The 24,494-nt window shown below is 64.2% G+C and carries 27 protein-coding genes; 17 read left to right on the plus strand and 10 right to left on the minus strand.

Annotated features, from left to right (window positions below):
- Nucleotides 1-187: 187 nt before the first annotated feature.
- Both RYH74_RS09945 and RYH74_RS09950 read right to left on the minus strand, forming a co-directional pair.
- Nucleotides 188-784 (minus strand): superoxide dismutase, encoded by a 597-nt coding sequence (locus tag RYH74_RS09945; RefSeq protein WP_013974076.1) that lies wholly within the window; start codon nt 782-784, stop codon nt 188-190.
- Nucleotides 785-1,093: 309 nt separating this feature from the next.
- A complete protein-coding gene (locus RYH74_RS09950) occupies nt 1,094-1,693 on the minus strand; it encodes a LysE/ArgO family amino acid transporter (protein ID WP_003258234.1) in 600 nt (199 codons plus the stop codon).
- Between the two features lie 97 nt (nt 1,694-1,790).
- Between RYH74_RS09950 and RYH74_RS09955 the strand changes: the two genes are divergently transcribed.
- From RYH74_RS09955 to RYH74_RS09965, 3 genes are all read left to right on the plus strand, one after another.
- On the plus strand, nt 1,791-2,681 hold the full coding sequence (locus tag RYH74_RS09955; RefSeq protein ID WP_054573319.1) for a LysR family transcriptional regulator ArgP: 891 nt from the start codon (nt 1,791-1,793) through the stop codon (nt 2,679-2,681).
- Between the two features lie 49 nt (nt 2,682-2,730).
- Nucleotides 2,731-3,726, plus strand: a complete 996-nt coding sequence (locus RYH74_RS09960; RefSeq protein WP_085614284.1) for an NAD-dependent epimerase/dehydratase family protein — start codon at nt 2,731-2,733, stop codon at nt 3,724-3,726.
- Nucleotides 3,727-3,813: 87 nt separating this feature from the next.
- A complete protein-coding gene (locus RYH74_RS09965; RefSeq protein WP_025340516.1) occupies nt 3,814-4,683 on the plus strand; it encodes a hypothetical protein in 870 nt (289 codons plus the stop codon).
- 108 nt (nt 4,684-4,791) lie between these two features.
- Here the strand turns inward: RYH74_RS09965 and RYH74_RS09970 are convergent, their stop codons facing one another.
- Nucleotides 4,792-5,841 (minus strand): alkene reductase, encoded by a 1,050-nt coding sequence (locus RYH74_RS09970; RefSeq protein WP_317409333.1) that lies wholly within the window; start codon nt 5,839-5,841, stop codon nt 4,792-4,794.
- Nucleotides 5,842-5,858: 17 nt separating this feature from the next.
- Entirely contained in the window at nt 5,859-6,161 is a 303-nt protein-coding gene (locus tag RYH74_RS09975) for an ArsR/SmtB family transcription factor (RefSeq protein WP_003258229.1), read from the minus strand.
- A gap of 150 nt (nt 6,162-6,311) precedes the next feature.
- On the opposite strand from RYH74_RS09975, the gene RYH74_RS09980 reads away from it, so the two are divergent.
- On the plus strand, nt 6,312-6,896 hold the full coding sequence (locus RYH74_RS09980) for an ACP phosphodiesterase (protein ID WP_317409334.1): 585 nt from the start codon (nt 6,312-6,314) through the stop codon (nt 6,894-6,896).
- A 229-nt stretch (nt 6,897-7,125) separates the two neighbouring features.
- Here RYH74_RS09980 and RYH74_RS09985 read toward each other — a convergent pair whose 3' ends face one another.
- Nucleotides 7,126-7,914: a lysophospholipid acyltransferase family protein gene (locus RYH74_RS09985; protein ID WP_075046238.1), complete on the minus strand. Its 789-nt coding sequence runs from the start codon at nt 7,912-7,914 to the stop codon at nt 7,126-7,128.
- Entirely contained in the window at nt 7,914-8,669 is a 756-nt protein-coding gene (gene olsB / locus RYH74_RS09990; RefSeq protein ID WP_015271672.1) for an L-ornithine N(alpha)-acyltransferase, read from the minus strand. The genes RYH74_RS09985 and olsB overlap by 1 nt, the downstream gene beginning before the upstream one ends.
- A 160-nt stretch (nt 8,670-8,829) precedes the next feature.
- On the opposite strand from olsB, the gene RYH74_RS09995 reads away from it, so the two are divergent.
- The 6 genes from RYH74_RS09995 (at nt 8,830) to RYH74_RS10020 (ending at nt 13,675) form a co-directional block, all read left to right on the plus strand.
- Nucleotides 8,830-9,717 (plus strand): acyl-CoA dehydrogenase, encoded by an 888-nt coding sequence (locus tag RYH74_RS09995; RefSeq protein ID WP_317409335.1) that lies wholly within the window; start codon nt 8,830-8,832, stop codon nt 9,715-9,717.
- Nucleotides 9,718-9,884: 167 nt separating this feature from the next.
- Complete coding sequence (locus RYH74_RS10000) at nt 9,885-10,967, plus strand: serine hydrolase domain-containing protein (RefSeq protein ID WP_286100528.1); 1,083 nt, start codon at nt 9,885-9,887, stop codon at nt 10,965-10,967.
- A complete protein-coding gene (locus RYH74_RS10005) occupies nt 10,964-11,260 on the plus strand; it encodes an amidase (protein ID WP_286100527.1) in 297 nt (98 codons plus the stop codon). Before RYH74_RS10000 ends, RYH74_RS10005 begins: the two co-directional genes overlap by 4 nt.
- A gap of 44 nt (nt 11,261-11,304) precedes the next feature.
- Entirely contained in the window at nt 11,305-11,886 is a 582-nt protein-coding gene (locus RYH74_RS10010) for a YceI family protein (protein ID WP_025340510.1), read from the plus strand.
- A 1-nt stretch (nt 11,887) separates the two neighbouring features.
- A complete protein-coding gene (locus tag RYH74_RS10015; protein WP_025340509.1) occupies nt 11,888-13,045 on the plus strand; it encodes a phospholipase D-like domain-containing protein in 1,158 nt (385 codons plus the stop codon).
- A 51-nt stretch (nt 13,046-13,096) separates the two neighbouring features.
- A complete protein-coding gene (locus tag RYH74_RS10020; RefSeq protein WP_025340508.1) occupies nt 13,097-13,675 on the plus strand; it encodes a DJ-1/PfpI family protein in 579 nt (192 codons plus the stop codon).
- A gap of 123 nt (nt 13,676-13,798) precedes the next feature.
- On the opposite strand, the gene RYH74_RS10025 is transcribed toward RYH74_RS10020, so the two are convergent.
- Nucleotides 13,799-14,197, minus strand: a complete 399-nt coding sequence (locus RYH74_RS10025) for a nuclear transport factor 2 family protein (RefSeq protein ID WP_015271666.1) — start codon at nt 14,195-14,197, stop codon at nt 13,799-13,801.
- 115 nt (nt 14,198-14,312) lie between these two features.
- Between RYH74_RS10025 and RYH74_RS10030 the strand changes: the two genes are divergently transcribed.
- Together RYH74_RS10030 and RYH74_RS10035 are read left to right on the plus strand one after the other, a co-directional pair.
- On the plus strand, nt 14,313-14,903 hold the full coding sequence (locus RYH74_RS10030; RefSeq protein WP_013974061.1) for a GNAT family N-acetyltransferase: 591 nt from the start codon (nt 14,313-14,315) through the stop codon (nt 14,901-14,903).
- Nucleotides 14,900-15,772, plus strand: coding sequence for a carbon-nitrogen hydrolase family protein (locus RYH74_RS10035; RefSeq protein ID WP_317409336.1), 873 nt, complete (start codon nt 14,900-14,902; stop codon nt 15,770-15,772). Before RYH74_RS10030 ends, RYH74_RS10035 begins: the two co-directional genes overlap by 4 nt.
- 119 nt (nt 15,773-15,891) lie before the next feature.
- On the opposite strand, the gene RYH74_RS10040 is transcribed toward RYH74_RS10035, so the two are convergent.
- The gene (locus RYH74_RS10040; protein WP_025340505.1) at nt 15,892-17,415 is read right to left on the minus strand and encodes a fumarate hydratase; all 1,524 of its coding nucleotides are present in this window, start codon (nt 17,413-17,415) and stop codon (nt 15,892-15,894) included.
- Between the two features lie 375 nt (nt 17,416-17,790).
- On the opposite strand from RYH74_RS10040, the gene RYH74_RS10045 reads away from it, so the two are divergent.
- Nucleotides 17,791-18,711 carry an iron-sulfur-binding ferredoxin reductase gene (locus tag RYH74_RS10045; RefSeq protein WP_085592068.1) on the plus strand — a complete coding sequence of 307 codons (921 nt, stop codon included), beginning with the start codon at nt 17,791-17,793 and terminating at the stop codon, nt 18,709-18,711.
- 138 nt (nt 18,712-18,849) lie between these two features.
- On the opposite strand, the gene pyk is transcribed toward RYH74_RS10045, so the two are convergent.
- The gene (pyk, locus tag RYH74_RS10050; RefSeq protein WP_013974057.1) at nt 18,850-20,304 is read right to left on the minus strand and encodes a pyruvate kinase; all 1,455 of its coding nucleotides are present in this window, start codon (nt 20,302-20,304) and stop codon (nt 18,850-18,852) included.
- 179 nt (nt 20,305-20,483) lie between these two features.
- Here pyk and RYH74_RS10055 point away from each other — a divergent pair, with 179 nt between their 5' ends.
- The 3 genes from RYH74_RS10055 (at nt 20,484) to sbcB (ending at nt 22,862) form a co-directional block, all read left to right on the plus strand.
- A complete protein-coding gene (locus RYH74_RS10055; RefSeq protein WP_317409337.1) occupies nt 20,484-20,870 on the plus strand; it encodes a tetratricopeptide repeat protein in 387 nt (128 codons plus the stop codon).
- Between the two features lie 123 nt (nt 20,871-20,993).
- Nucleotides 20,994-21,353: a PilZ domain-containing protein gene (locus RYH74_RS10060; protein ID WP_025340502.1), complete on the plus strand. Its 360-nt coding sequence runs from the start codon at nt 20,994-20,996 to the stop codon at nt 21,351-21,353.
- A 75-nt stretch (nt 21,354-21,428) separates the two neighbouring features.
- Nucleotides 21,429-22,862, plus strand: coding sequence for an exodeoxyribonuclease I (gene sbcB, locus RYH74_RS10065; RefSeq protein WP_286100521.1), 1,434 nt, complete (start codon nt 21,429-21,431; stop codon nt 22,860-22,862).
- Between the two features lie 85 nt (nt 22,863-22,947).
- Here sbcB and mvaT read toward each other — a convergent pair whose 3' ends face one another.
- Nucleotides 22,948-23,325 (minus strand): histone-like nucleoid-structuring protein MvaT, encoded by a 378-nt coding sequence (gene mvaT, locus RYH74_RS10070; RefSeq protein WP_003259590.1) that lies wholly within the window; start codon nt 23,323-23,325, stop codon nt 22,948-22,950.
- Nucleotides 23,326-23,609: 284 nt separating this feature from the next.
- On the opposite strand from mvaT, the gene purU reads away from it, so the two are divergent.
- Nucleotides 23,610-24,461, plus strand: coding sequence for a formyltetrahydrofolate deformylase (gene purU, locus RYH74_RS10075; RefSeq protein WP_023662871.1), 852 nt, complete (start codon nt 23,610-23,612; stop codon nt 24,459-24,461).
- The last annotated feature ends 33 nt before the right edge of the window (nt 24,462-24,494 follow it).

Raw genomic sequence — 24,494 nt, forward strand, 5'->3', positions numbered from 1 at the left:
GCGTGCTATGCGGGCTGAGCAAGCAAAACCGTGCTGGCTTTTTCGCGGGTAAACCCGCTCCCACAGGGATAGCATCAAGTCCACAAGCTGCGCCGTACCTGTGGGAGCGGGTTCACCCGCGAAGAGGCCGGTACAGGCATAAAAAAACCCGGCACCGGGCCGGGTTTTTCGTTCAGGGCTGAATGACTCAGGCCTTGAAGGTCTTGCCTTCGAACTGTTCGGCAACGAAGGCCCAGTTGACCAGGTTCCAGAACGCCTCGACGTACTTCGGACGCAGGTTGCGGTAGTCGATGTAGTAGGCGTGTTCCCAGACGTCGCAGGTCAGCAGCGGGGTGTCGCCGCTGGTCAGCGGGCAGCCGGCGCCGATGGTGCTGGCCAGGGCCAGGGAACCGTCAGCCTTCTTCACCAGCCAGCCCCAGCCGGAACCGAAGGTGCCAACCGAAGTCTTGGTGAACTCTTCCTTGAACTTGTCGAAGGAACCGAAAGCGGCGTTGATGGCGTCAGCCAGGGCACCGGTCGGCTGGCCACCGGCGTTTGGTGCCAGGCAGTTCCAGTAGAAGGTGTGGTTCCAGACTTGAGCGGCGTTGTTGAAGATGCCGCCCGAAGAGCTCTTGACGATCTCTTCCAGGGTCTTGCCTTCGAATTCGGTGCCTGGGACCAGGTTGTTCAGGTTCACGACATAGGTGTTGTGGTGCTTGTCGTGGTGATACTCCAGGGTTTCCTTGGAGATGTGCGGCTGCAGGGCATCGTGGGCGTACGGCAGCGGCGGCAATTCAAAAGCCATGGTGGATCTCCTGATTCAGGTCTGTTTGCGGTTTGCGCAAGGCCGATCACGGGCGGCCCGATGAGCGTCGGCGAGTTTGTACTCTTTGCGACGCAAGGGCTGGATCATAGCACCGGGCCCGGCGCATAACCACGCAACAAAGATAGGGAATAGAGGTTCCAGAGCGGTCGGGGCGTGCCGACCAGTGGCGTCAGCTATTGCCTGCAAGGGCCTCATCACCGGCAAGCCAGCTCCCACAGGGATATCACCGACCTCAGGCCTGGTGATATCCCTGTGGGAGCTGGCTTGCCGGCGATAGGGCCCTTGAGGTCAGTTGAAGATCAACTGCGCCGCCACCGCGAACATCATCACCGCCACCATCAGGTCGAGCATGCGCCAGGTCGCCGGCCTGGCCAGCCACGGTGCCAGCCAGGCGGCACCGATCGCCAGGGTCGAGAACCACAGCAGCGAGGCGCTGGCAGCGCCGGCCACGTAGGCGCCAGGCGCAGCCTGCTGGGCGCCCAGTGAGCCGATCAGCAGCACCGTGTCGAGGTACACGTGCGGGTTCAGCAGGGTCACCGCCAGGGCGCTGAGCAGTACCGCGCGGCGTGAGCGCGCACCCTGGCCTTGCTGGTGCTGCAGGCTCTGCCTGGAGCAGGCGCTGCGCAAAGCCTTGGCGCCGTACCAGATCAGGAACACCGCACCGCCCCAGCGGGCGATCGCCAGCAACGTCGGGTTGTGCGCCAGCACGGTGGCCAGGCCGAACACTCCGGCCGCCACCAGGATGGCGTCACAGACGATGCACAGTGCCGCCACCGGCAAATGATGCTCGCGGCGCAAGCTCTGGGCGAGGACGAAGGCGTTCTGTGCACCGATGGCCATGATCAGGCCGAAGGCCACGAGCATGCCGTTGAGATAGCTTTGCCACATGGCGTGCTCTCCAAAGAGTCCAAAAGATGCTGGTCATTGTGATGAACCACGCTGTATAAGAAAAACAAATAGAGCTGATCCGTCATTAGGAAAATCGATGTTCGACTACAAGCTGCTGGCCGCCCTTGCCGCGGTGATCGAGCAGGGCGGTTTCGAACGCGCGGCGCAGGTGCTGGGCTTGTCGCAGTCGGCCATCTCCCAGCGCATCAAGCTGCTCGAGGCGCGGGTCGGCCAGCCGGTGCTGGTGCGTGCCACACCACCAAGCCCGACCGAAGTCGGCCGCCAGTTGCTCAACCATGTGCAGCAGGTGCGCCTGCTCGAACGCGACCTGCAGCGCCAGGTGCCGGCGCTGGACGAGGAGGGCATGCCGGAGCGCCTGCGCATCGCCCTCAACGCCGACAGCCTGGCTACCTGGTGGGCCGGCGCTGTGGGCAACTTCTGCGCACAGCAGAACGTGCTGACCGACCTGGTGGTGGAAGACCAGGAAGTGGGCCTGAAACGCATGCGTGCGGGCGAAGTGGCGGCCTGCCTGTGTGGCAGCGAGCGGCCGGTCGCCGGCGCGCGCAGCCTGCCGCTGGGCGCCATGCGCTACCGGGCGCTGGCCAGCCCCGGGTTCATGGCGCGGCATTTTCCGCAGGGCTTCGCTGCCAGCCGCCTGGCCCGTACCCCGGCGATCGTGTACGGCCCGGACGACTTCCTGCAACACCGCTACCTGGCATCGCTGGGCATCGAGGATGGCTTCCTGCACCACTTGTGCCCGTCGTCCGAAGGCTTCCTGCGCATGACCGAAGCCGGCCTGGGCTGGGGCCTGGTGCCGGAACTGCAGGCTCGCGAGCAACTGGCCAGCGGCCAGTTGGTGGAAATCTGCAGCGATACCCCCATCGATGTGCCGCTGTACTGGCATCATTGGCGCAATGGCGGGCAACTGCTCGCGCAACTGACCGACCACCTGCGGCACACCGCACGGCAATGGCTGGTGCCCTTGTAGCCACGGCTGGCGTCAGTTGCATCTGAAATCTGGCAAGACGGAGTCTTACATGCGAATTCTGGTCACCGGCGCGAGTGGCTTCATTGGCGGGCGCTTTGCGCGCTTTGCCCTGGAGCAGGGCCTGGACGTGCGGGTCAGCGGCCGTCGAGCCGAAGGGGTCGAGCACCTGGTCAAGCGCGGCGCCCAGTTCATCCCCGGCGACCTGGGTGATGCCGAGCTGGCCCGCCGCCTGTGCCAGGGGGTCGAGGCGGTGGTGCACTGCGCCGGCGCAGTGGGCAACTGGGGGCGCTACCAGGACTTCTATCAAGGCAATGTGGTGGTCACCGAAAACGTGGTCGAGGGCTGCCTGAAGGAGCACGTACGGCGGCTGGTACACCTGTCGTCGCCGTCGATCTACTTCAATGGCCGCTCGCGCCTGGACATCCGGGAAGAGCAGGTGCCGCGCCGCTTCCATGACCACTACGGGCAGACCAAGCACATGGCCGAGCAGAAAGTGTTCGGTGCCCAGGAGTTCGGCCTCGAGGTGCTGGCGCTGCGCCCGCGCTTCGTCACCGGCGCCGGCGATGCCAGTATCTTCCCGCGGCTGATGCAGATGCAGCGCAAGGGGCGTGTGGCGATCATCGGCAACGGCCTGAACAAAGTCGATTTCACCAGCGTGCACAACCTCAACGAAGCGCTGCTCAGTGCCCTGTTCGCCGACGACCGGGCGCTGGGCCAGGCCTACAACATCAGCAACGGCCAGCCGCTGCCGCTGTGGGACGTGGTCAACTACGTGATGCGCCAGATGCAGTTGCCGCAGGTAACCCGGTACCGCTCCTACGGCCTGGCCTACAGCCTGGCCGCGCTGAACGAGGCGGCCTGCATGTTGTGGCCGGGGCGCCCGCAACCGACCCTGTCGCGCCTGGGGATGCAGGTGATGAGCCGCGATTTCACCCTGGATATCAGCCGCGCCCGGCAGTACCTGGACTACCAGCCCAAGGTCAGCCTGTGGACGGCGCTGGATGAATTCTGTGCCTGGTGGAAGCACCAGCCGCCGGGGCAGTGAAGCCGCTCGGCTGACAATGGTCATCAACGCGCCGCGCTGGCGGTTTATACTCGTGCCTCTTTGCGACTACCGCGGTTGAATGTATCCATGCGTAACCATGCTCACGATGACTACGATGACGTGCCTACCCTGAGGGCCGGCACCCATGACGATGACGAACTGATGCCGGCGCACGTGGTGCGCAGCCGCCAGAAAGCCGCTCGCGGTGCCAGCACGGCGCCGCTATGGGCATTGCTCGGGGCCTCGTTCATCGCCTTGGCGGGCCTTGGCTGGTGGAGCTTCCAGCAGATCTCGCTGATGGAGCAGCAACTGGTGGCGACCCAGGAAAGCTTCGCCCGCATCAGCGAAGAGGCTGCCGGGCGCCTGCAGGCGATCAGCGGCAAGGTGGCGGCCAGCGAGTCCGGCGCCACTACCAACAGCGAGGCGTTGAAGCTGCAGCTGCGCCAGTTGCAGAAGGGTGTGGCCGGGCAGACCGGCGACCTGGGCAAGCGCCTGGAGCAGGTGCTGGCCGATACCCGTGAACAGCAGAAGGCCGTGACCGAGCTGCAGAGCCAGTTGCAGGCGCAACTGAAGGCAGTGAATGGCGAGCTGGCCGCGTTGCGCTCGGGGCAGGTCGATGGTGGCAAGCTGGATACGCAGTTCAAGGGCCTGAACGAACAGGTTGCTGCGCTGAAGGCCGCGCAGGCTGATGGCGCCAAGCTGGACGGGCAGCTCAAGAGCCTGGGCAACGAGGTGGCAGCGCTGAAGAAGCAGGGTAACCCGAGCGCGGCCATCCAGGACCTGGAGCAGGACATCCTGGTGCTCAAGAGCCAGATCGACAACCGCCCGGCCGCGGCGGCGTCCAGTGGTGCTTCGGTGCAGGAATTCGACGCCTTCCGGGCGCAGACGACCCGCAACCTGAATACATTGCAGAGCCAGATCCAGAACCTGCAGCAGCAGATCAACGCCCGGCCGTGAGATCACCTGAGCCTTCTTCGCGGGCACGCCCGCTCCCACAGGGGCAGCACAATCTTCAAGCTTGTCGCTGTACCTGTGGGAGCGGGCGTGCCCGCGAATGGCCCTGAATCACAACCGCGGATAATCGATGTACCCCACCGGCCCCTTGCCATAGAAAGTCTCCGGCCGCGCCTCGTTCAACGGCGCATCCGCCGCCAGCCGCGCCGGCAGGTCAGGGTTAGCGATGAACGGCACGCCAAACGCCACGGCGTCGGCCTTGCCATTGGCCAGGGCTGCATTGGCACTGGCCTTGTCAAACCGCTCATTGACGATGTACGGGCCACCGAACGCTTCCTTGATCAGCGGGCCGATACTGTCATCGGCTTCCTTTTCCCGCGAGCAGATGAAGGCAATACCCCGCTTGCCCAGCTCACGGGCCACGTAGGTAAAGGTTTCGGCACGGTCGGCATCGCCCATGTCATGGGCATCGGCACGCGGCGCCAGGTGCACGCCCACGCGGTTTGCGCCCCACACCTTGATGGCCGCATCGGTCACTTCCAGCAGCAGCCGCGCACGGTTTTCCAGCGAGCCGCCGTAGCGGTCGGTGCGCTGGTTGGTGCTGCTCTGCAGAAACTGGTCGAGCAGGTAGCCGTTGGCACCGTGGATCTCTACGCCATCGAAACCGGCAGCCTTGGCATTCTCGGCACCGCTGCGGTAGGCCTCGACGATGTCGATGATTTCTTCGGTTTCCAGCGCGCGTGGGGTGGGGTAGTCGCTGAGCGGGCGCACCAGGCTTACATGGCCCTTGGGCTGGATCGCGCTGGGGGCCACCGGCAGCTCGCCGTTCAGGTAGCTGGGGTGGGAGATGCGGCCAACGTGCCACAGCTGCAGGAAGATGCGCCCGCCAGCGGCATGCACGGCCTTGGTCACATTGTTCCAGCCACGCACTTGCTCGTCGTTCCAGATACCAGGGGTATCCGGGTAGCCGACGCCCATGGCGCTGACCGAGGTCGCCTCGCTGAGGATCAGCCCGGCGCTGGCGCGCTGCACGTAGTACTCGGCCATCAGCGCATTGGGCACGCGGCCTTCGTCGGCCCGGCAGCGGGTGAGCGGGGCCATGATGATGCGGTTGGGCAGTTGCAGGTCGCCCAGGGTGATCGGATCGAAAAGCGTGGTCATGACGGTTACCTGCCTGTTCAGAGTGCTTGGCGCAGTTGTTCGAGAAACGCCTGGATAGTGGCTTCGTTGCGTTTGAAGAAGTGCCATTGGCCGATCTTCTGGCTGCTGATCAGCCCGGCGCGCTGCAGGGTGGCCAGGTGGGCGGAGACGGTCGACTGCGACAGGCCGCAGCGTTGGTCGATCTGCCCGGCACACACACCGTTCTCGGTGCTGTGGTACTGGTCGGGGAATTGCGTTGCCGGGTCCTTCAGCCAGCTGAGGATTTCTCGCCTGACCGGGTGGGCCAGCGCTTTTATGATTTCGTCGAGATCGAGAGGCATGGGTTGAGGCTCGTTGTAGCGGTATATCGCGATAGGGCGAAATGTAAATCGTGGATTCCCGATATACAAATATGAAGAGGTTCTGAGCTGAGCATGAATCGCTATATCGCGTTATAACGATATAGGGGGCGGCGGTGCTAGACTGCGCTCATGAACTACCTCGCACACCTGCACCTTGGCGGCCCGGCGCCGCAACAACTGCTTGGCAGCCTGTATGGCGACTTTGTCAAAGGCTCGCTGGAAGGGCGCTTCCCGCCTGCGCTGGAGGCGGCCATCCGGCTGCACCGGCATATCGACAGCTATACCGACCAGCATCCGTTGGTGCTGGCGGCACTGGCGCGCTTTCCGCGGGAGCGGCGGCGCTTTGCCGGCATTGTTCTGGATGTGTTTTTCGACCATTGCCTGGCCCGGCATTGGCGGGATTATGCCGAGCAGCCGCTGGCGCAGTTCACCGGGGACTTTTATCGGGTGCTGCTGGCGGAGCCCGAGTTGCCGGGGCGGCTTGCGCGGATTGCGCCGTTCATGGCGGCGGATGACTGGCTGGGGGCGTATGGCGACTTTTCCACGCTGGAGCAGGTGTTCAACGGCATTGCCCGGCGCTTGTCGCGGCCGGAGGGGATGGCTGGGGTGATGGGGGAGCTGGAGCGGCTGTATGAGCCATTGCTGGCGGACTTCAGGGAGTTTTATCCACAGTTGCAGGCCTTTGCTGCAGCGGGGCGGATGTCTGACAGTTAGTACTGGGTTGGCATTGCCGGCCTCTTCGCGGGTAAACCCGCTCCCACAGGTACACCACAGAACCCAGGATGAGTGCCATCCCTGTGGCTCCCCACAGGTACACCACAAAACTCAGGATGAGTGCGGTCCCTGTGGCTCCCCACAGGTACACCACAGAACTCAGGATGAGTGCGGTCCCTGTGGGAGCGGGTTCACCCGCGAAGGGGCCAGAACAGGCAGTGCATAAAACTCAGGCAGCCCGCGCCTGCCGCCGTGACGCCAGCTCAACTTCTTCAACCCCGAACAACGCCAGGTGAATCGCCTGCTGCGCCTGCAACGCCAGCACCGCTCGCTCCTTGCCCACGCTGCCGATCGGCTGCAGCAGGTGAATGCATACCTCGCCCCGCGGCAGGGCAAACAGGCGCATCAGGTGCGACACCAGGTCATCGTCACCAATGAACGGTGCAATCGGGTCGATCTGGCCATCGCGCAGGTACTGGATGGCGACCGGCTGCACCGCCACGCCACGGTCGATGGCGCCTGCCAGCAGGCGGCCATGGAAGGTGCGCAGGGTACGGCCGCTGGTGGTGGTGCCTTCCGGGAAGATCAGCAGCGGCCGGGCAAGGCCCAGCTGCCCGGCGATCTGTTCACGCAGGCGCTGGCTGTCGCCCCCGCCACGGCGGATGAACAGAGTGCCGGCCTTTTCCGCCAGCCAGCCGGCCACCGGCCAGTGGCGCACTTCGGCCTTGGACAGGAACGACAGCGGCAGCAGCATGCCGAGCAGGGGGATATCGGTCCAGGACACGTGGTTGCTGACCCACAGCATCGGCCGCTGCGGCAGCTCGCCGACCACCCGCACATCGAAGGGCAGGGCCGCGACCAGGCGCTTCATGAACAGGCAGGTCCAGCGCTGGCGGCGCTCGATGGGCGCCTTGAACCCCAGGCGTTCGCCCAGGGCGATCACGCTGGCCATCAGCATGCCCAGCAGCAGTACCAGCAGCAGTCGAGTCAGGCGGGCCATTACCCGCAGCTTCGGCATCAGACCGCTGCCTTGAAGTGGCGGGCGTAGCGTGGGCACAGTTCGTCGCGCTTGAGCAGGATGAACACATCGGCCACCTGGAAGTCTTCGTCCCAGCACGGCTCGCCGCAGATCTTCGCGCCCAGGCGCATGTATGCCTTTAGCAGCGGTGGCATTTCGGCAATGACGTTGTTCGGCAGGGCCAGGTTGGGCAACGGGTTCTTCGGCTCGGCGCGCAGGTGCTCGGTGCACAGGTAGCGGTCACGCAGGCGCTGCATTACCGCGTGGGCCTGCACCCCGCCATCCTGCATGGGGATGCTGGCGCAGCCCATCAGGTAGCTGTAGCGGCCTTCGTTGAGCACTTCGGCCAGTTCGCCCCAGAGCACGGCGATGGTGCCGCCGTTGCGGTAATCGGGGGCTACGCAGGTGCGGCCCAGCTCCAGGATCGGGCCCTGCAGCTGCAACAGGCCGTGCAGGCTGAATTCTTCTTCGCTATAGAAGCGGCCCAGGCTGCTGGCGGCCTGATGGTCGAGCAGGCGGGTGGTGGCAACCAGCTCGCCGGTGCTCAGGTCGCGTACGCCAATGTGGCGGCAGTGCACGTCGTAGTCGTCCATGTCCAGGCCTTGCTCGGCTCCTTTGAGCTTGGCCTTGAATTCGGCGCTGAACACTTTGTAGCGCAGGGCCTGGGCTTCCTGCAGGGCCGCAGCGCCAACCAGGCGTTCGGCTTGCAGACGGCGTTCGGTGCTGTTGTCGCCAGCGTGAGCGATCCGAGTCATTACGAGTCTCCATAAGCCAGCCATGAAGGGTTGCGGCCGGTCGGCTTTGTTGTGCAAAGTCAGCCTAGGTAGATGGGGTGTCACCCCTGTGAATCTTTGGTGATGCTTGCGTGACACCCCCTGAGCCTCAACTGAAAGCCCTTCAGCAAGGAGCCGACCGATGGCCTGGTTGCAACGACTCAACGACCCGCTTCGCCAAGCGCTGGCGGGCACCCTGGGCGAAACCTATGCCGCGCTGCTCGAGCGCCTTGGCCCGGTTGCCCCGTTCGAACTGGCAGTGCTCGGCGGGCGAGCGATGGCCACCCCGGGCCTGGCCTTCCTGGTCGGCTACCAGGCCGCCTTGCGCGTGCTGTGGCCCAGTGCTCCACCGAGCCTCGGTGCCCTGTGCGCCACCGAACGGCGCAGCGTGCGGCCGGCGGACATGCGCACGCGCCTGGACGGCTTGCGGCTGACCGGCAGCAAGGACTTTGTCACTGCCGGCCTGGAGGCGGAATGGCTGCTGGTGGCGGCGCGCTGCGAGGCGACGGGCGCGGCGCCGCAGTTGAACCTGGCGGTGGTCTACCCCGGGGAGCCAGGTGTGACGCTGGAAGCGCTGCCGACCCTGCCGCTGATGCCGGAGGTGGGCCATGGGCGACTGGTGCTGGAGCAGGCGGCGTGCGAGTTGCTGGCCGGTGATGGTTGGGATGCCTATGTGAAGCCGTTCCGTTCGCTGGAGGACTTGTATGTGCTTACGGCGTTGACGGCCTGGCTGTATGGCGTGGGGCAGGAGTGCGCCTGGCCGCAGGCCCTGCGCCTGCAGTTGCTTGGGCTGCTGGCCGGGTGTGCCGAAGGTAGCCGGCAGTGCGCCGATAGCGTTGGCTGCCATTTGTTGCTGGGGGGATTGTTTGCACAGTTCCAGGCGCTGCGAGGGGAGATCGATGCTGCGTTGGCGGCGGGGCCGGCGCAGTGGGCGCAGATCTGGCAGCGTGACCAGGGGGTGATGGCGCTGGCGGCGTCGGCGCGGGAGAAGCGGCTGAACAAGGCTTGGGCTGCTGCGGGATTGTCATGAATGTCTGATAGGTTTGTGTGATCCGATGAATCCTGGGGCCGCTTTGCGGCCCTTTCGCGACACAAGGCCGCTCCCACAAAAGCGAGAGCAGCGCTGTTCCCTGTGGGAGCGGCCTTGTGTCGCGAAAGGGCTGCGCAGCAGCCCCAAAATTGCGAGCCTGAAATGGGATGCTGAAAAGTCTGCTGCTGCTTTTTTGCATGGCTACGGGAACCGCCAAAGCCGAGGTCTGGCCAACGCCGGACTGGCCAATCGACAACACCCCCCTCGACTGGCAAGCCGTCGACGCCTACGCCTTCCCCGCACACACCACCCCCGAACGCAGCGGCATCCGCACCGACGCCCTGCTGATCATCCGCGACGGCCGCATCCTCCACGAACGCTACGCCGCCCCCAGCACCGCCGCCACCGCCCACCTGACCTGGTCGATCAGCAAGAGCGTACTCGCCACGCTATTGGGCGTAGCCCAGGGCGAAGGCCGCTTCCAGCTGCAGGACCCGGTCACCCGCTTCTACCCGGCCATGCACGCCCATCCCGGCGTGCGCATGGCCGATCTGCTGCATTGGGCCAGCGGCCTGGACTGGCAGGAAGACTACGAGTACGCCCCGCTCAAGTCCTCGGTGGTGGCCATGCTGTATACCCGTGGCCGTGAGGACATGGCGGCCTATACGGCGGCGCGGGAAGCGGTGGCCAGCCCGGGCCAGCGGTTTCTCTATTCCAGTGGCGACAGCAACCTGCTGGCCGCCGCGTTGCGCGGCATGCTCGATGCCGGTCAGTACGCCGACTACCCCTGGCATGCACTGTTCACCCCGTTGGGGATCGACAGCGCGGTATGGGAGCGGGACCGCGCGGGTACCTATGTGGGTTCGTCCTACCTGTACCTCAGCGCTCGCGACCTGGCGCGCATCGGCCTGCTGATGCAGCGCGACGGGCGCTGGCAGGATCGGCAATTGCTGCCCAAGCCATGGGTGGCTTTCAACCGCACGCCGTTTGCCGCGGCCCAAGCGCTGCCCGGCGAGGCCAACCCCGGTGGCCACTGGTGGCTCAACCAGCCGCTGGCCGGCGCTGCACGGCCTTGGCCGAGTGCACCCGCAGACACCTATGCCGCCCTTGGCCACTGGGGCCAGGCGCTGTATGTGCTGCCCGCGCAAAAGCTGGTGATCGTGCGTTACGCCGATGACCGCGACGGCAGCTACCAGCACGACGAACTGCTCAAGCGGATACTCGCGGCGCTGGCTGGGGAGGGGGCATGAAGCGGGTGCTGCTGGTGGTGTTGCTGGGGCTGGTGTACTGGGCCTGGCACGAGCGCCAGGCCTTGGTGGACTTCCCCGGTATCCTTTCGGCCTACTCGGCCAAGGAATATTGCTCGTGCCGCTTCGTCATGGGGTTCGAGCCGGCGTATTGCCAAGGCTACGTGAAGCAATGGCTGCCGCTGAGCCTGCTGGAGGAAGACAGCCAACAGCGGCAGGTTACCGCCGAAGGCCTGGGCCGTCGCAATCAGGCCGCCTGGCAAGGCCCGCGCGAGGGCTGCCGCTTGCTGCCGTGAAGGCGGGCGGGTAAGGTTGGCGGCCTGGTTTCACGAGATCTGTCATGTTCAAGCTGCCCCGCCTGCTGCCCGCCTTGTTGCTGGCTTTTTGCCTGCCCGCCCATGCCAACTGGCACCTCGATGGCGAGTCTTCGCGCCTTTCGTTCATTACCGGCAAGAACGGTAACACCGCCGAAGTGCACCGCTTCCTGGTGCTGCATGGCACGGTCGACCGCAAGGGTGTGGCCGGGTTGAGCATCGAGATGGACTCGGTGAGCAGCGGTATTCCGCTGCGTGATGAACGCATGCGTGAGGACCTGTTCGAGGTCGAGCGCTTTGCCGAAGCCAAGGTGCAGGCGCAACTGGACCTGCGGCCGATCAACGACCTGGCCAACGGTGCCCAGATCGAACTGCGCCTGCCATTGACCGTGACCTTGCATGGCCAGTCGCACAGCTACAACGCCCTGCTGCTGGCCACCCGCCTGGACGAGCGACGCTTCCAGGTGGTGACCCTTGAGCCCCTGGTGCTGCGCGCCGAGGATTTCGGCCTGCTGCCGGGGCTGCAACGCCTGCGCAAGCTCGCCGGGCTCAAGTCCATCAACCCGTCGGTGCCGGTTAGCGCGGTGCTGATCTTCACCGCCCGCTGACATGCCGGGGCCGGTCTTTCCCTGGCGGGATGGCAACCAGTTCGAACTGCTGATCGACGGCCCCGAGTTTTTTCCGCGCATGCTCCTGGCGATCATGCGCGCCGAGTTCCAGGTCGACCTGGAGCTGTACCTGGTCGAGGCCGGTGACTGCGCGGATGCGGTGGTCGAGGCGCTGGAGCAGGCTGCCCGACGTGGCGTGCGGGTGCGCTGCCTGTTCGACGACTATGGCTCGCTGGCTTTCAACAGCCAGTTGCGTCAGCGCCTGCTGGACGCAGGTGTGTACCTGCGCTGGTACAACCGCCTGCGCTGGAAGCGTGGCCTGCGCAACCTGTACCGCGATCACCGCAAGTTGCTGCTGGTGGACGAGCGCTGGGCAGTGGTGGGCGGCACGGGCGTCACCGACGAGTTCTGGACACCGGGCGAGGCGACCAGTGAATGGCACGAGGTGATGGTGCAGATGCAGGGGCCGGTGGTAAGCGACTGGCAGTTGCTGTTCGACCGCCAGTGGCACGCCAACAACCGTCGCACCGCCTGGCGCCCCGCCGAGGGCTTTGGCCTGCCGCGCCTGCCCAAGGTGCCTGCGCAGGGGCAGGGCATGGGCCGGGTGGCCTATGCCGACGCCCGCCAGCACCAGGACATCCTGCATTCGCTGGTGCGGGCGATCAACAGCGGCAAGCAGCGAGTGTGGCTGGCCACGCCTTACTTCCTGCCGACCTGGAGCGTGCGCCGGTCGCTGCGCCGGGCTGCCGGCAAGGGGGTCGATGTGCGGCTGCTGCTGACCGGGCCGCGCACCGATCACCCCTCGGTACGTTACGCCGGGCACCGCTATTACCCGCGTCTGCTGCGCGCCGGGGTGCGCATCTACGAGTACCAGCCGTGTTTCCTGCACCTGAAGATGGTGCTGATCGACGACTGGGTCAGTATCGGCTCATGCAACTTCGATCACTGGAACCTGCGCTTCAACCTCGAGGCCAATATCGAGGCACTCGACCCGCCGCTGACGGCTGCCGTGCAGGCCAGTTTCGAGCGTGATTTCGCCTTGAGCGAGGTGGTCGACCTGGGCCACTGGAATGCCCGGCCGCTGTGGCGCCGGGTGAAGCAGCGGTTGTGGGGGTGGCTGGACCGGTTGGTGGTCAACTTGCTCGACCGTCGCGACTGAGACCGGCTATCGTGCAGTGACTGTCTCAAGGCAATCGAAGGAGTGGGTGCGATGACGGCGAAGAAAATTCTCATGTTGGTCGGCGACTACGTCGAAGATTACGAAGTCATGGTGCCGTTCCAGGCGCTGAGCATGGTCGGGCACACGGTGCATGCGGTATGCCCGGAAAAGGTCGCGGGGCAGACCGTGCGTACCGCGATTCATGATTTCGAGGGCGAACAGACCTACAGCGAAAAGCCGGGGCACAACTTTGCCCTGAACTACGATTTCGTGCGGGTGCGTGCCGAGGGTTACGACGCGTTGCTGATCCCGGGTGGACGTGCACCGGAGTACCTGCGCCTGGATGAAAAGGTCCTAGAGCTGGTGCGCGCATTCAACCAGGCCGGCAAGCCGATCGCGGCGGTATGCCATGGTGCCCAGTTGCTGGCGGCGGCCGGCGTGCTGGAAGGGCGCGAATGCAGTGCGTACCCGGCGTGCGCCCCGGAAGTGCGCTTGGCGGGCGGGACATTCATCGATATCGCGGTGGACCAGGCGCATGTGGACGGCAACCTGGTGACGGCACCGGCATGGCCGGCGCATCCGGCGTGGCTGGCGGCATTCCTCAAGGTGCTTGGTACCCGTATTGCCTGACAGGGCCTTATCGCCGGCAAGCCAGCTCCCACAGGTTTAGCGAAGGTTTCAAGACCTGTGGAGTACCTGTGGGAGCTGGCTTGCCGGCGATGAGGCCAGTGCAGGCAGCACAGTCAACCAGGCTTAACCCACCTGCTCGACCCAGTCATTGAGGTTGTAGTAGTTGGTCACCCGGGCAATCTTCCCGCAATGGATATAGAAGAACGCCCCCGCCGGCAGTACATAGGTCTGCCCGTTGGCCGCCGGCAACCCTTCGTCATCGGCCAGATATTCCCCATGCACGGTGAACTCCGCCGCCGCGCGGCTGCCGTCGGCGTTCTGCATCACCACGATATCGGCCAGGCGCTCGCGGTAGCAGCGGTTCATCTTGTCCATGAACGCTGCAAACCGGGCCTTGCCCATCTGCCGCTCGCCCTGGTTGATGTCGTGGATCACATCCTCGCTGAGCAGGGCGAGAAAGGCCGGCATGTCGCCCGCATTGAAGGCGGCGTAGTAAGCATTTACCAGTTCGGTAGCGGTCATGGAACAATACCTGTCGTGGAGGGAAAAGGCGGGTCGTTGCTCCGGATGATAGGGTTTCCCCTCAAGCCCGGCTTAGCCGAGCGCGTCATCCACATCGACAAAACGACCGCCAAGCATGGAAATACGCCTGTTGCACGGCGCCGCTATCGCGCCTTACATCGATGACCTCGCTCGCCTGCGCCTTACCGTGTTCCGCGAGTTTCCCTACCTTTACGACGGCACCCCGGAGTACGAGGCCGACTACCTGGCCACCTATGCCCGCTCCGGGCGCAGCCTGGTGGTGCTGGCACTGGACGACGGCAAGGTCGTTGGTGCCTCCACCGGCCTGCCGCTGGTGGATGTCGCCCCCGAGTTCCAGCAGCCGTTCCTGGCTCAGGGGCGCGACCCGGCCAGCGTGTACTACTTCGGTGAATCGGTGGTACTGCCCGAGTACCGTGGCCAGGGCCTGGGGGTGCGCTTTTTCATCGAGCGCGAGTCCTACGCACACAAGCTGGCCGAGTTCGACTACTGCGCGTTCTGTGCGGTCGAGCGGCCAGGCGTGCATCCACGGCGGCCAGCGGACTACAAACCATTGCATGGCTTCTGGCGTAACCGCGGCTTCCTGCACGACCCGTCGCTGCGCACCAGCTACGCCTGGCGCGACCTGGACGAGCAGGAAAGCTCCGACAAGCTGATGTCGTTCTGGCTCAAGGAACTGCCGATATGATCCGTCTGGCGGCCTGCCAGTACGCCATCGAGCTGCATGAAACCTGGGATGCCTACGCCGACCACCTGCAAGCCCTGTGTGCCGAAGCGGTGGAGGCGGGGGCCCACCTGCTGCTGTTGCCGGAGTACGCCGGGCTGGTGCTCAGCGGGCAGCTGAGTGCCGAGCAGCGGGGTGACCTGAAGGCCTCCATCGCCGGTATCCAGCCGCTGATCGAGCCCTGGAAGGCACTGTGCGAAGGCATTGCCAGGCGTTGGGGTATCTACCTGCAACCGGGTAGCGTACCGGTGCTGGACCGCGATGGGCGCTACCGCAACCGTGCCTGGCTGTTCGGCCCCAAGGGTGTACTGGGTTATCAGGACAAGCTGATGATGACCCGTTTCGAACGGGAGCAATGGGATATAGCCGCAGGCCAGGGGCTGCAGGTGTTCGACACCGAATTGGGGCGCCTGGGCATCCTGATCTGCTACGACAACGAATTCCCGATGCTGGCGCGGCGCCTGGCCGAGGGTGGTGCCGACCTGATCCTCGCCCCGAGCTGTACCGACACCGAGGCGGGTTACCACCGGGTGCGTATCGGTGCCCAGGCGCGGGCGCTGGAGAACCAGATTGCGGTGTTGCAGAGCCCTACGGTCGGGCGGGCGCCCTGGTCGCCGGCGCTGGACGAGAATATCGGCCGGGCAGGGCTGTTCGTGCCGCCAGATCATGGGATGCCGGGGGATGGGGTGGTAGCCTTGAGTGAAGAATCGAGCCCTGCAACCAGTCAGTGGCTGGTCTGTGAGGTGGACCTTGAGGAAGTACGGCGGGTGAGGCGGGAAGGGCAGGTGTTTACCCGCAGGGACTGGCCGGAGCAGTTCGAAAGAATTGTGTAGAACAGGGGCGGCCTCTTCGCGGGTGAACCCGCTCCCACAGGTAGCGCGTAGCCCCAGGCTTGCGCTGTCCCTGTGGGAGCGGGTTTACCCGCGAAGAAGGCGACACTGTTACATCAGGCTTACTTCACTTCGACTGCCAGGCTCTGGGCAATCTTGCTCTGCCACAGGGCAGGGCCAGTGATGTGTACCGACTCACCGTTGCTGTCCACGGCGACGGTCACCGGCATGTCCTTGACCTCGAACTCGTAGATCGCTTCCATGCCCAGCTCGGCGAAGGCCAGGACCTTCGACTTGCGGATGGCCTGGGCCACCAGGTAGGCAGCGCCGCCGACGGCCATCAGGTACACGGCCTTGTTGTCCTTGATCGCTTCGATGGCGGCAGGGCCGCGCTCGGACTTGCCGATCATGCCCAGCAGGCCGGTCTGCTCGAGGATCTGGCGGGTGAACTTGTCCATGCGGGTGGCGGTGGTCGGGCCGGCTGGGCCTACCACTTCGTCACCGACCGGGTCGACCGGGCCGACGTAGTAGATGAAGCGGCCTTTCAGGTCCACCGGCAGCTCTTCGCCACGGTTGAGCATTTCGACCATGCGCTTGTGCGCGGCATCGCGGCCGGTCAGCATCTTGCCGTTGAGCAGGATGGTCTCGCCCGGCTTCCAGCTGGCGACTTCTTCCGGGGTGATGGCGTCGAGGTTGACGCGACGGGCGCTCGGGCCGGCTTCCCAGACGATTTCCGGATAGGCGTCCAGCGACGGCGCTTCCAGCTCGGCCGGGCCGGAGCCATCGAGCACGAAGTGGGCGTGGCGGGTGGCGGCGCAGTTGGGGATCATGCACACCGGCAGCGAAGCGGCGTGAGTCGGGTAGTCCATGATCTTGACGTCGAGCACGGTGGTCAGACCACCCAGGCCCTGGGCGCCAATGCCCAGCTGGTTGACCTTCTCGAACAGCTCCAGGCGGATTTCTTCCAGGCGGTTCTGCGGGCCACGGGCTTTCAGTTCGTGGATGTCGATGGACTCCATCAACACTTCCTTGGCCATCACGGCGGCCTTCTCGGCGGTACCGCCGATGCCGATGCCGAGCATGCCAGGCGGGCACCAGCCAGCGCCCATGGTCGGGACGGTCTTCAGTACCCAGTCGACGATCGAGTCGGACGGGTTGAGCATGGCCATCTTCGACTTGTTCTCCGAGCCGCCGCCCTTGGCTGCGACATCGACCTCGACCTTGTCGCCGGGGACGATGGAGTAGTGGATCACTGCCGGGGTGTTGTCCTTGGTGTTCTTGCGGGCACCGGCCGGGTCGGCCAGGATCGAAGCGCGCAGGACGTTTTCAGGCAGGTTGTAGGCGCGACGCACACCTTCGTTGATCATGTCGTCGACGCTCAGGGTGGCGCCGTCCCAGCGCACGTCCATGCCCACGCGCACGAACACGGTGACGATACCGGTATCCTGGCAGATCGGGCGATGGCCGGTGGCGCACATGCGCGAGTTGATCAGGATCTGGGCGATGGAATCGCGCGCAGCAGGCGACTCTTCACGCAGATAGGCCTCGTGCATGGCCTGGATGAAATCGACGGGGTGGTAGTACGAGATGAATTGCAGGGCGTCGGCGACGCTCTGAATCAGGTCGTCTTGCTTGATCACGGTCATGCAGCGCGCTCCTCTTAAAGACGGGAACATTCATTACGGCGCTCGACGGTGCCGACCAGCGTGTCGAAGCGCCTTGCAAGGCGCCGGCAGGTCAGGCCGACGGAAAAAGGCGCGGCAGTATAGCGCGCATCCGTGCCGGGCACACCTGCGGCCGGTCTGGGACCATGGTCGGCAGCTGGCAGGCATTGTTCTTGCTGACTTGTTGTAGAGATAGGATGCTTGGAGGGGGCTGCCCTGCAGCCCCTTCGCCGGCAAGCCAGCTCCCACAGGATTGCACCAGGCCTGAAGCCTGCACATTACCTGTGGGAGCTGGCTTGCCGGCGAAGGGCCGCAAAGCGGCCCCAGAAACTCAAGAGCTGGAAGAGATAGCTGAAAATGCCCGAACTTTGCGTGGGCGAGCGCCGCTGGGCGGTGCCGACCGGCAGCAACCTGCTCGATGCCTTGAACGAGGCCGGGCTGAACGTGCCCTACAGTTGCCGCGCCGGCAGTTGCCATGCCTGCCTGGTGCACTGCCTGGGCGGGCAACCGCTGGATGCCATGCCCGAGGCCCTGGCACAGGACAAGCATGCCCAGGGTTGGCGCCTGGCCTGCCAGTGCCGGGTAGTCGAGGACCTGCGCGTGGCGCTGTTCGACCCGCAGCAGGATGGCGTGCCGGCGCAGGTCTGTGCCCTGGACTGGTTCGGCGATGTGCTGCGCGTGCGGCTGCGGCCCGAACGGGCAATGCGTTACCAGGCGGGGCAGCATGTGGTGCTGTGGAATGGCGCGGTGGCGCGGCCTTACTCCTTGGCCAGCCTGCCGGGCGAAGATGATTTCCTCGAGTTTCATATCGACTGCCAGCGCCCCGGCGCCTTTTGTGACAAGGCCCGTGGCTTGCAGCTGGGTGATGTGCTGCGCCTGGGCGAGCTAAGGGGTGGGGCCTTGCATTACGACCCGGACTGGCAGCAGCGGCCGCTGTGGTTGCTGGCGGCGGGGACCGGGCTGGCGCCGTTGTGGGGCATCTTGCGCGAGGCTCTGCGGCAGGGGCACCAAGGGGAAATCAGGGTCATGCATGTGGCGCGCGAGGGCGTTGGGCATTATCTGGCCGAGCCGTTGCGGGAGATGGCGGATGTGAATGTCGAGTTGGTACTGGCAGAGCAGCTGGATGAAGCGTTGGCCGGGTTGCGGCCGTCATCGCGGCAGACGGTGGCGCTGGTGTGTGGGGCGCCGGGGAGTGTCGAGCGGTTTGCCCGGCGGCTGTTCATTGCCGGGGTGCCGCGAGGGCAGGTGTTTGCCGATGTGTTTGTCGAGCATGCCTGAGGCATTTGTGTAGCCTGGGCTGGCCCCATCGCCGGCAAGCCAGCTCCCACAGGATTGCATCAGACCCGGGCCTGCGCGGTACCTGTGGGAGCTGGCTTGCCGGCGATTGGGCCGCAGAGCGGCCCCCTCTGGAGCAGATCAACCGACCAGCGGATCACCGACATGCAGGATCTTCATGCCATTGGTGCCACCGATGGTGTGGTAGCTGTCACCCTTGGTCAGGATTACCCAGTCACCTTGCTCCACCAGGCCACGCTTGAGCAGTTCGTCGACCGCTGCCTGGCTCACCTTGTCGGCCGGCAGCGAGGCCGGGTCGAAGGCGATCGGGTACACGCCGCGGAACATGTTGGCACGGGCCTGGGTAGCGCGGTGCGGCGACAGGGCGAAGATCGGCACATGCGAACGCAGGCGCGACATGATCAACGGGGTGTAGCCACTCTCGGTCAGGGCGATGATCGCCTTCACGCCCGGGAAGTGGTTGGCGGTGTACATGGCCGCCAGGGCGATGCTCTCGTCGCAGCGCTCGAAGGTGGTGTGCAGGCGGTGGCTGGACTTCTGGCTGGTCGGGTGCTTTTCGGCACCCAGGCAGATGCGGGCCATGGCCTGGACGGCTTCGATCGGGTAGGCACCGGCGGCACTCTCGGCCGACAGCATCACCGCGTCGGTGTTGTCCAGCACGGCGTTGGCCACATCGGACACTTCGGCACGGGTCGGCATCGGGTTCTGGATCATCGACTCCATCATCTGGGTCGCCACGATCACCGCCTTGTTGTTGCGGCGGGCGTGCTGGATGATCTTCTTCTGGATGGCGATCAGCTCGGCATCGCCGATTTCCACGCCCAGGTCGCCACGGGCGACCATGACGGCGTCAGAGGCGAGGATCAGCTTGTCGAGGGTTTCGTCGTCGGCCACCGCTTCGGCGCGTTCGATCTTGGCCACCAGCCAGGCGCTGCCGCCAGCTTCGTCACGCAGCTTGCGTGCGTATTCCATGTCGCTGGCGTCACGCGGGAAGGACACGGCCAGGTAGTCCAGGTCCATTTCCGCGGCCAGCTTGATGTCGGCCTTGTCTTTCTCGGTCAGGGCCGGTGCGGTCAGGCCGCCACCTTTACGGTTGATGCCTTTGTGGTCCGACAGCGGGCCACCGATGATCACCACGCAGTGCAGGGCATCTGCGGTGGCGGTCTCGACGCGCATCACCACGCGGCCATCGTCGAGCAGCAACTCGTCACCAACGCCGCAGTCCTTGACCAGGTCGGGGTAGTCGATACCGACGATGTCCTGGTTGCCTTCGGTCAGCGGGTGGGCGGTGGAGAAGGTGAACTTGTCACCGATCTTCAATTCGATGCGCTTGTTGGCGAACTTGGCGATGCGGATCTTCGGACCCTGCAGGTCGCCCAGCAGTGCAACATGGCGGCCGTTCTTGGCGGCGATGTCACGGATCAGGCGCGCGCGGGCCTTGTGCTCGTCCGGAGTGCCGTGGGAGAAGTTCAGGCGTGCCACGTCCAGGCCGGCGAGGATCAGCTGTTCGATCACTTCCGGCGAGTTGCTGGCGGGGCCAAGGGTGGCGACGATTTTGGTACGGCGGATGCTCATGCACAGACTCCTATAGTGAAGCGCAGCGAAAGGCTACTCCTGAATCTCGCTGTAGTCATTGTTCCGTTGCACTACCTGCGACCAAGGCAGGGTGGCATTTGAACGGGCAGGGTATCCTTGCAAAAGGGTGTGAAGATTTGCCGGCAAAGGCCGATACACTGGCATCAAAGGAGACCCCCATGCGAGCCCTGATCGTTTTAGCCCTGGCGGCCAGCGCCGTCGGCTGCACCCGCTGGTCCATGGACCACCACCTGAACAATGCCTACCGCGCCTACGACCGTGGCGATTGCGCACGGGTCATGCTCGAGCTGTCGCAGGTCGACCGCACCAGCCGTGCGCGACCGTTCATCCACCCCGAGGTGTCGCTGCTGCGCGGCCAGTGCCTGGAGCGCCAGGCCTTGTACGTGGATGCGGCGCAGACCTACCAGTACCTGATCCAGCAGTACCCGGGCAATGAATACGCCTATCGTGCCCAGGCACGCCTGCAGACCCTGGAGAAACTCGGCCATTTGCGCGGCGCCGAAGCCGCTGTGGCAACCCCGGTGACCGCCGCACCTTGGCGTTAACACCAAGGTGTGATTTATTTCACGGGATTTGCCGCGCGTGCTGCGCTAATCTGTAACTCAGCTGTTACAACAACCGCCAGTTCCACGTATTCCTGGCATCGGATACGGACTGCACTTGCGATCATGTTCAACAAGCGCCACATCGAACGCCATCAGCTGCCTTGTGTTCTCAAGGTGTTCAACCGCATTACCGGCCAGGCCATCGGCCAGCTGGGCAACGCCTCCGAAGACGGGCTGATGCTGATAAGCCAGCTACCTGTGCTGGTCGGGCCCGACTACGATCTGCAATTACGCCTGCCGCTGGTTGGTGGCGGGCATCAGTTCGTCAACCTTACCGCCAGCTGCCTGTGGTGCCGTGAAGACCAGACGCCCGGGCACTACGATTCGGGCTTCATGCTGCTGCAGGCGCCCCGCGAGTACGACGAATTCGTCCGCTCGTTGCGCGACTATTTCAGTTTCCGCCCCGCCAACGCCTCTGCCTGAGCCTCGGGCCCAGGCTCGCTGGAGTCGCGCCAGAATCGCGCTAGAATCGGGTCGACCTCGATACAGGACGACCCCGTGACCTCCAGCATTTTCTGGCACGACTACGAAACCACCGGCATCAACCCGCGCTGCGACCGGCCGCTGCAGGTGGCCGGCGTGCGCACCGACTTCGACCTCAACGAAATCGACGAGCCGATCAGCCTTTATTGCCGGCCCTCCGACGATATCCTGCCGCACCCGGCCGCCTGCCTGGTGACCGGCATCACCCCGCAACTGCTGGCCGAGCAGGGCCTGTGCGAAGCCGAGTTCATGACCCGGGTGCATGCGCAGCTGGCGCACCCTGGTACCTGTGGCGCCGGCTACAACACCCTGCGCTTCGACGACGAAGTGACCCGCTACAGCCTGTACCGCAACTTTTTCGACCCTTATGCCCGAGAGTGGCAGGGTGGCAACAGCCGCTGGGACCTGATCGACATCGTACGCACGGCCTATGCATTGCGCCCGGACGGCATCGAGTGGCCGCAGCAGGACGGGCGCACCAGCCTGCGCCTGGAGCTGCTGAGCAAGGCCAATGGCATCGACCATGGGCATGCCCACGAAGCGCTTTCCGACGTGCGGGCAACCATCGCCCTGGCCCGCCTGATCCGGCAGAAACAGCCCAAGTTGTATGACTGGCTGTTCCAGTTGCGCAGCAAGCATAAAGTGATGGAGCAGATCCGTTTGTTGCAGCCACTGGTGCATATATCCGGGCGCTTCTCGGCGGCACGCAATTACCTTGGTGTCGTATTGCCACTGGCCTGGCACCCGCGTAATCGCAATGCACTGATTGTGTGCGACCTGCATCAGGAAACCCTACCGTTACTACGGGAAAGTGCTGAAGTTCTACGCCAGCGTTTGTATACCCGCCATGAAGAACTGGCCGAAGGCGAATTACCCGTGCCGCTCAAACTGGTGCAGATCAATCGCTGCCCGGTACTGGCGCCACTTTCGGTATTGCGTCCGGCCGATCAACAACGGTTGGGTCTGGACTTGACGTTGTTACAATTGCGCGGCGAAGAATTGGCCAAGCAACAGGCGCAATGGCAAGACAAGCTGGAACACATCTACGCCAAGGAAGACTTCGCCCCGAGTGAAGACCCGGAACAACAGTTGTATGACGGTTTTCTGGGGGACCGTGACCGCCGCTTATGTGAGCAAGTTCGTGCACTGGAACCGGCGCAGTTGGGCCGTGGGCAGTGGATGTTCGATGACCCGCGCCTGCCTGAACTGTTGTTCCGCTATCGGGCGCGCAACTTCCCCGAGACCCTGACCGGCGAAGAGCGGCAACGCTGGTTCAGCTTCTGCCAGCAGCGCCTGAGCGACCCGCATTGGGGCGCGCCGAATACGCTGGGCGACTTCGAACAGGCGCGGCAGCAGGCCTGGGAGGGCGCCGACGAGGTGGGGCGGCGCGTGCTGGACGCGTGGCAGGTACATGCCCGGCAATTGCAGGCACAATTTGCAATTGGCTGAGCGCTGACACAAAACGCGGACAAACAAAAACGCCGGCAATATGCCGGCGTTCTTGTTGCGATAAGCAGCAGGCGTGTGCGGACAATCAGTCCAGCAGGGTCGCCCAGCTTTCAACCACATCGCCACCCCACTTGGCTTTCCATTCTTTCAGGGTCTTGTGGTTGCCGCCTTTGGTTTCGATCACTTCATTGTTGTGCGGGTTCTTGTATTGCTTGACCTTGCGTGCACGCTTGGTGGCGGTAGTCTTGACCGCACCACGAGGTGCCTTGCTCAGTTTCGACTCTGGGTCGAGCAGGGCAATCACGTCGCGCAGCGACTTGGAGTACTCGCCCATCAGTGTGCGCAATTTGCCTTCGAACTCCAGTTCTTTCTTCAGCTTGTCATCCTGCGACAGGTTGGCCAGGCGGGCCTGAAGTTCCTTGATGGCTTCTTCGGTAGCGCGGTACTCGTTGATCAGGGACATGGAGTGTTCCTTAATGCGTGTTCAGAAATGTGTGGGGCAATAATAGACAGGCAATACTCGCAAGTAAACATATTGTTGGGCAATTAACTGTTAACTAAGCTGTGACAACCATTTCTCTACGTGAACAAAAATTTACAATTAACCCTGCATTTCGTCATGTCTGTCAGAGAATGCCGGCAGTGCATCTCGTCAGGAACACAGGCCACGGCCGCTGCGATCAATACTGCGTTTTTCCTGGCGGGCCGCTAGAATGAGCGCCTTTGCGAAGTTCTGGAGTCTCATTCATGCGCACCTATCGTCTGGTGATCGCCTGCCCCGACCGTGTTGGCATCGTGGCGAAAGTCAGTAATTTCCTGGCCTTGTACAATGGCTGGATCAACGAAGCCAGCCACCACTCCGATGAGCAGAGCGGTTGGTTCTTCATGCGCCATGAAATCCGCGCCGAATCGCTGCCATTCGGTATCGAAGCCTTCCGCGAGGCGTTTGCGCCGATCGCCGAAGAGTTCTCCATGACCTGGCGCATTACCGACTCGGCGCAGAAAAAGCGCGTGGTGCTGATGGCCAGCCGCGAGTCGCACTGCCTGGCCGACCTGCTGCACCGCTGGCACACCGATGAACTGGACTGCGAGATCCCTTGCGTGATCTCCAACCACAACGACCTGCGCAGCATGGTCGAGTGGCACGGTATTCCGTTCTTCCATGTACCGGTCGACCCCAAGGACAAGGCCCCGGCCTTTGCCGAAGTGTCGCGCCTGGTGCAGGAGCACGCCGCCGACGTGGTGGTGCTGGCCCGCTACATGCAGATCCTGCCGCCGCAACTGTGCCAGGACTATGCTGAAAAGGTGATCAACATCCACCACAGCTTCCTGCCGTCGTTCGTCGGCGCCAAGCCGTATCACCAGGCCGCCCTGCGTGGTGTGAAGCTGATCGGCGCGACTTGCCACTACGTCACCGAAGAGCTGGACGCCGGCCCGATCATCGAGCAGGACGTGGTGCGTGTCAGCCATGCCGACAGCATTGACGACATGGTCCGCTTTGGCCGTGATGTGGAGAAGATGGTGCTGGCCCGTGGCCTGCGTTATCACCTGGAAGACCGGGTGCTGGTGCATGGCAACAAGACTGTAGTTTTTGATTGATGGCCTTGGGGCTGCCTTGCAGCCCATCGCAGG

Source organism: Pseudomonas sp. LSJ-87 (assembly GCF_032971465.1).
GTDB classification, from domain to species: domain Bacteria; phylum Pseudomonadota; class Gammaproteobacteria; order Pseudomonadales; family Pseudomonadaceae; genus Aquipseudomonas; species Aquipseudomonas putida_Z.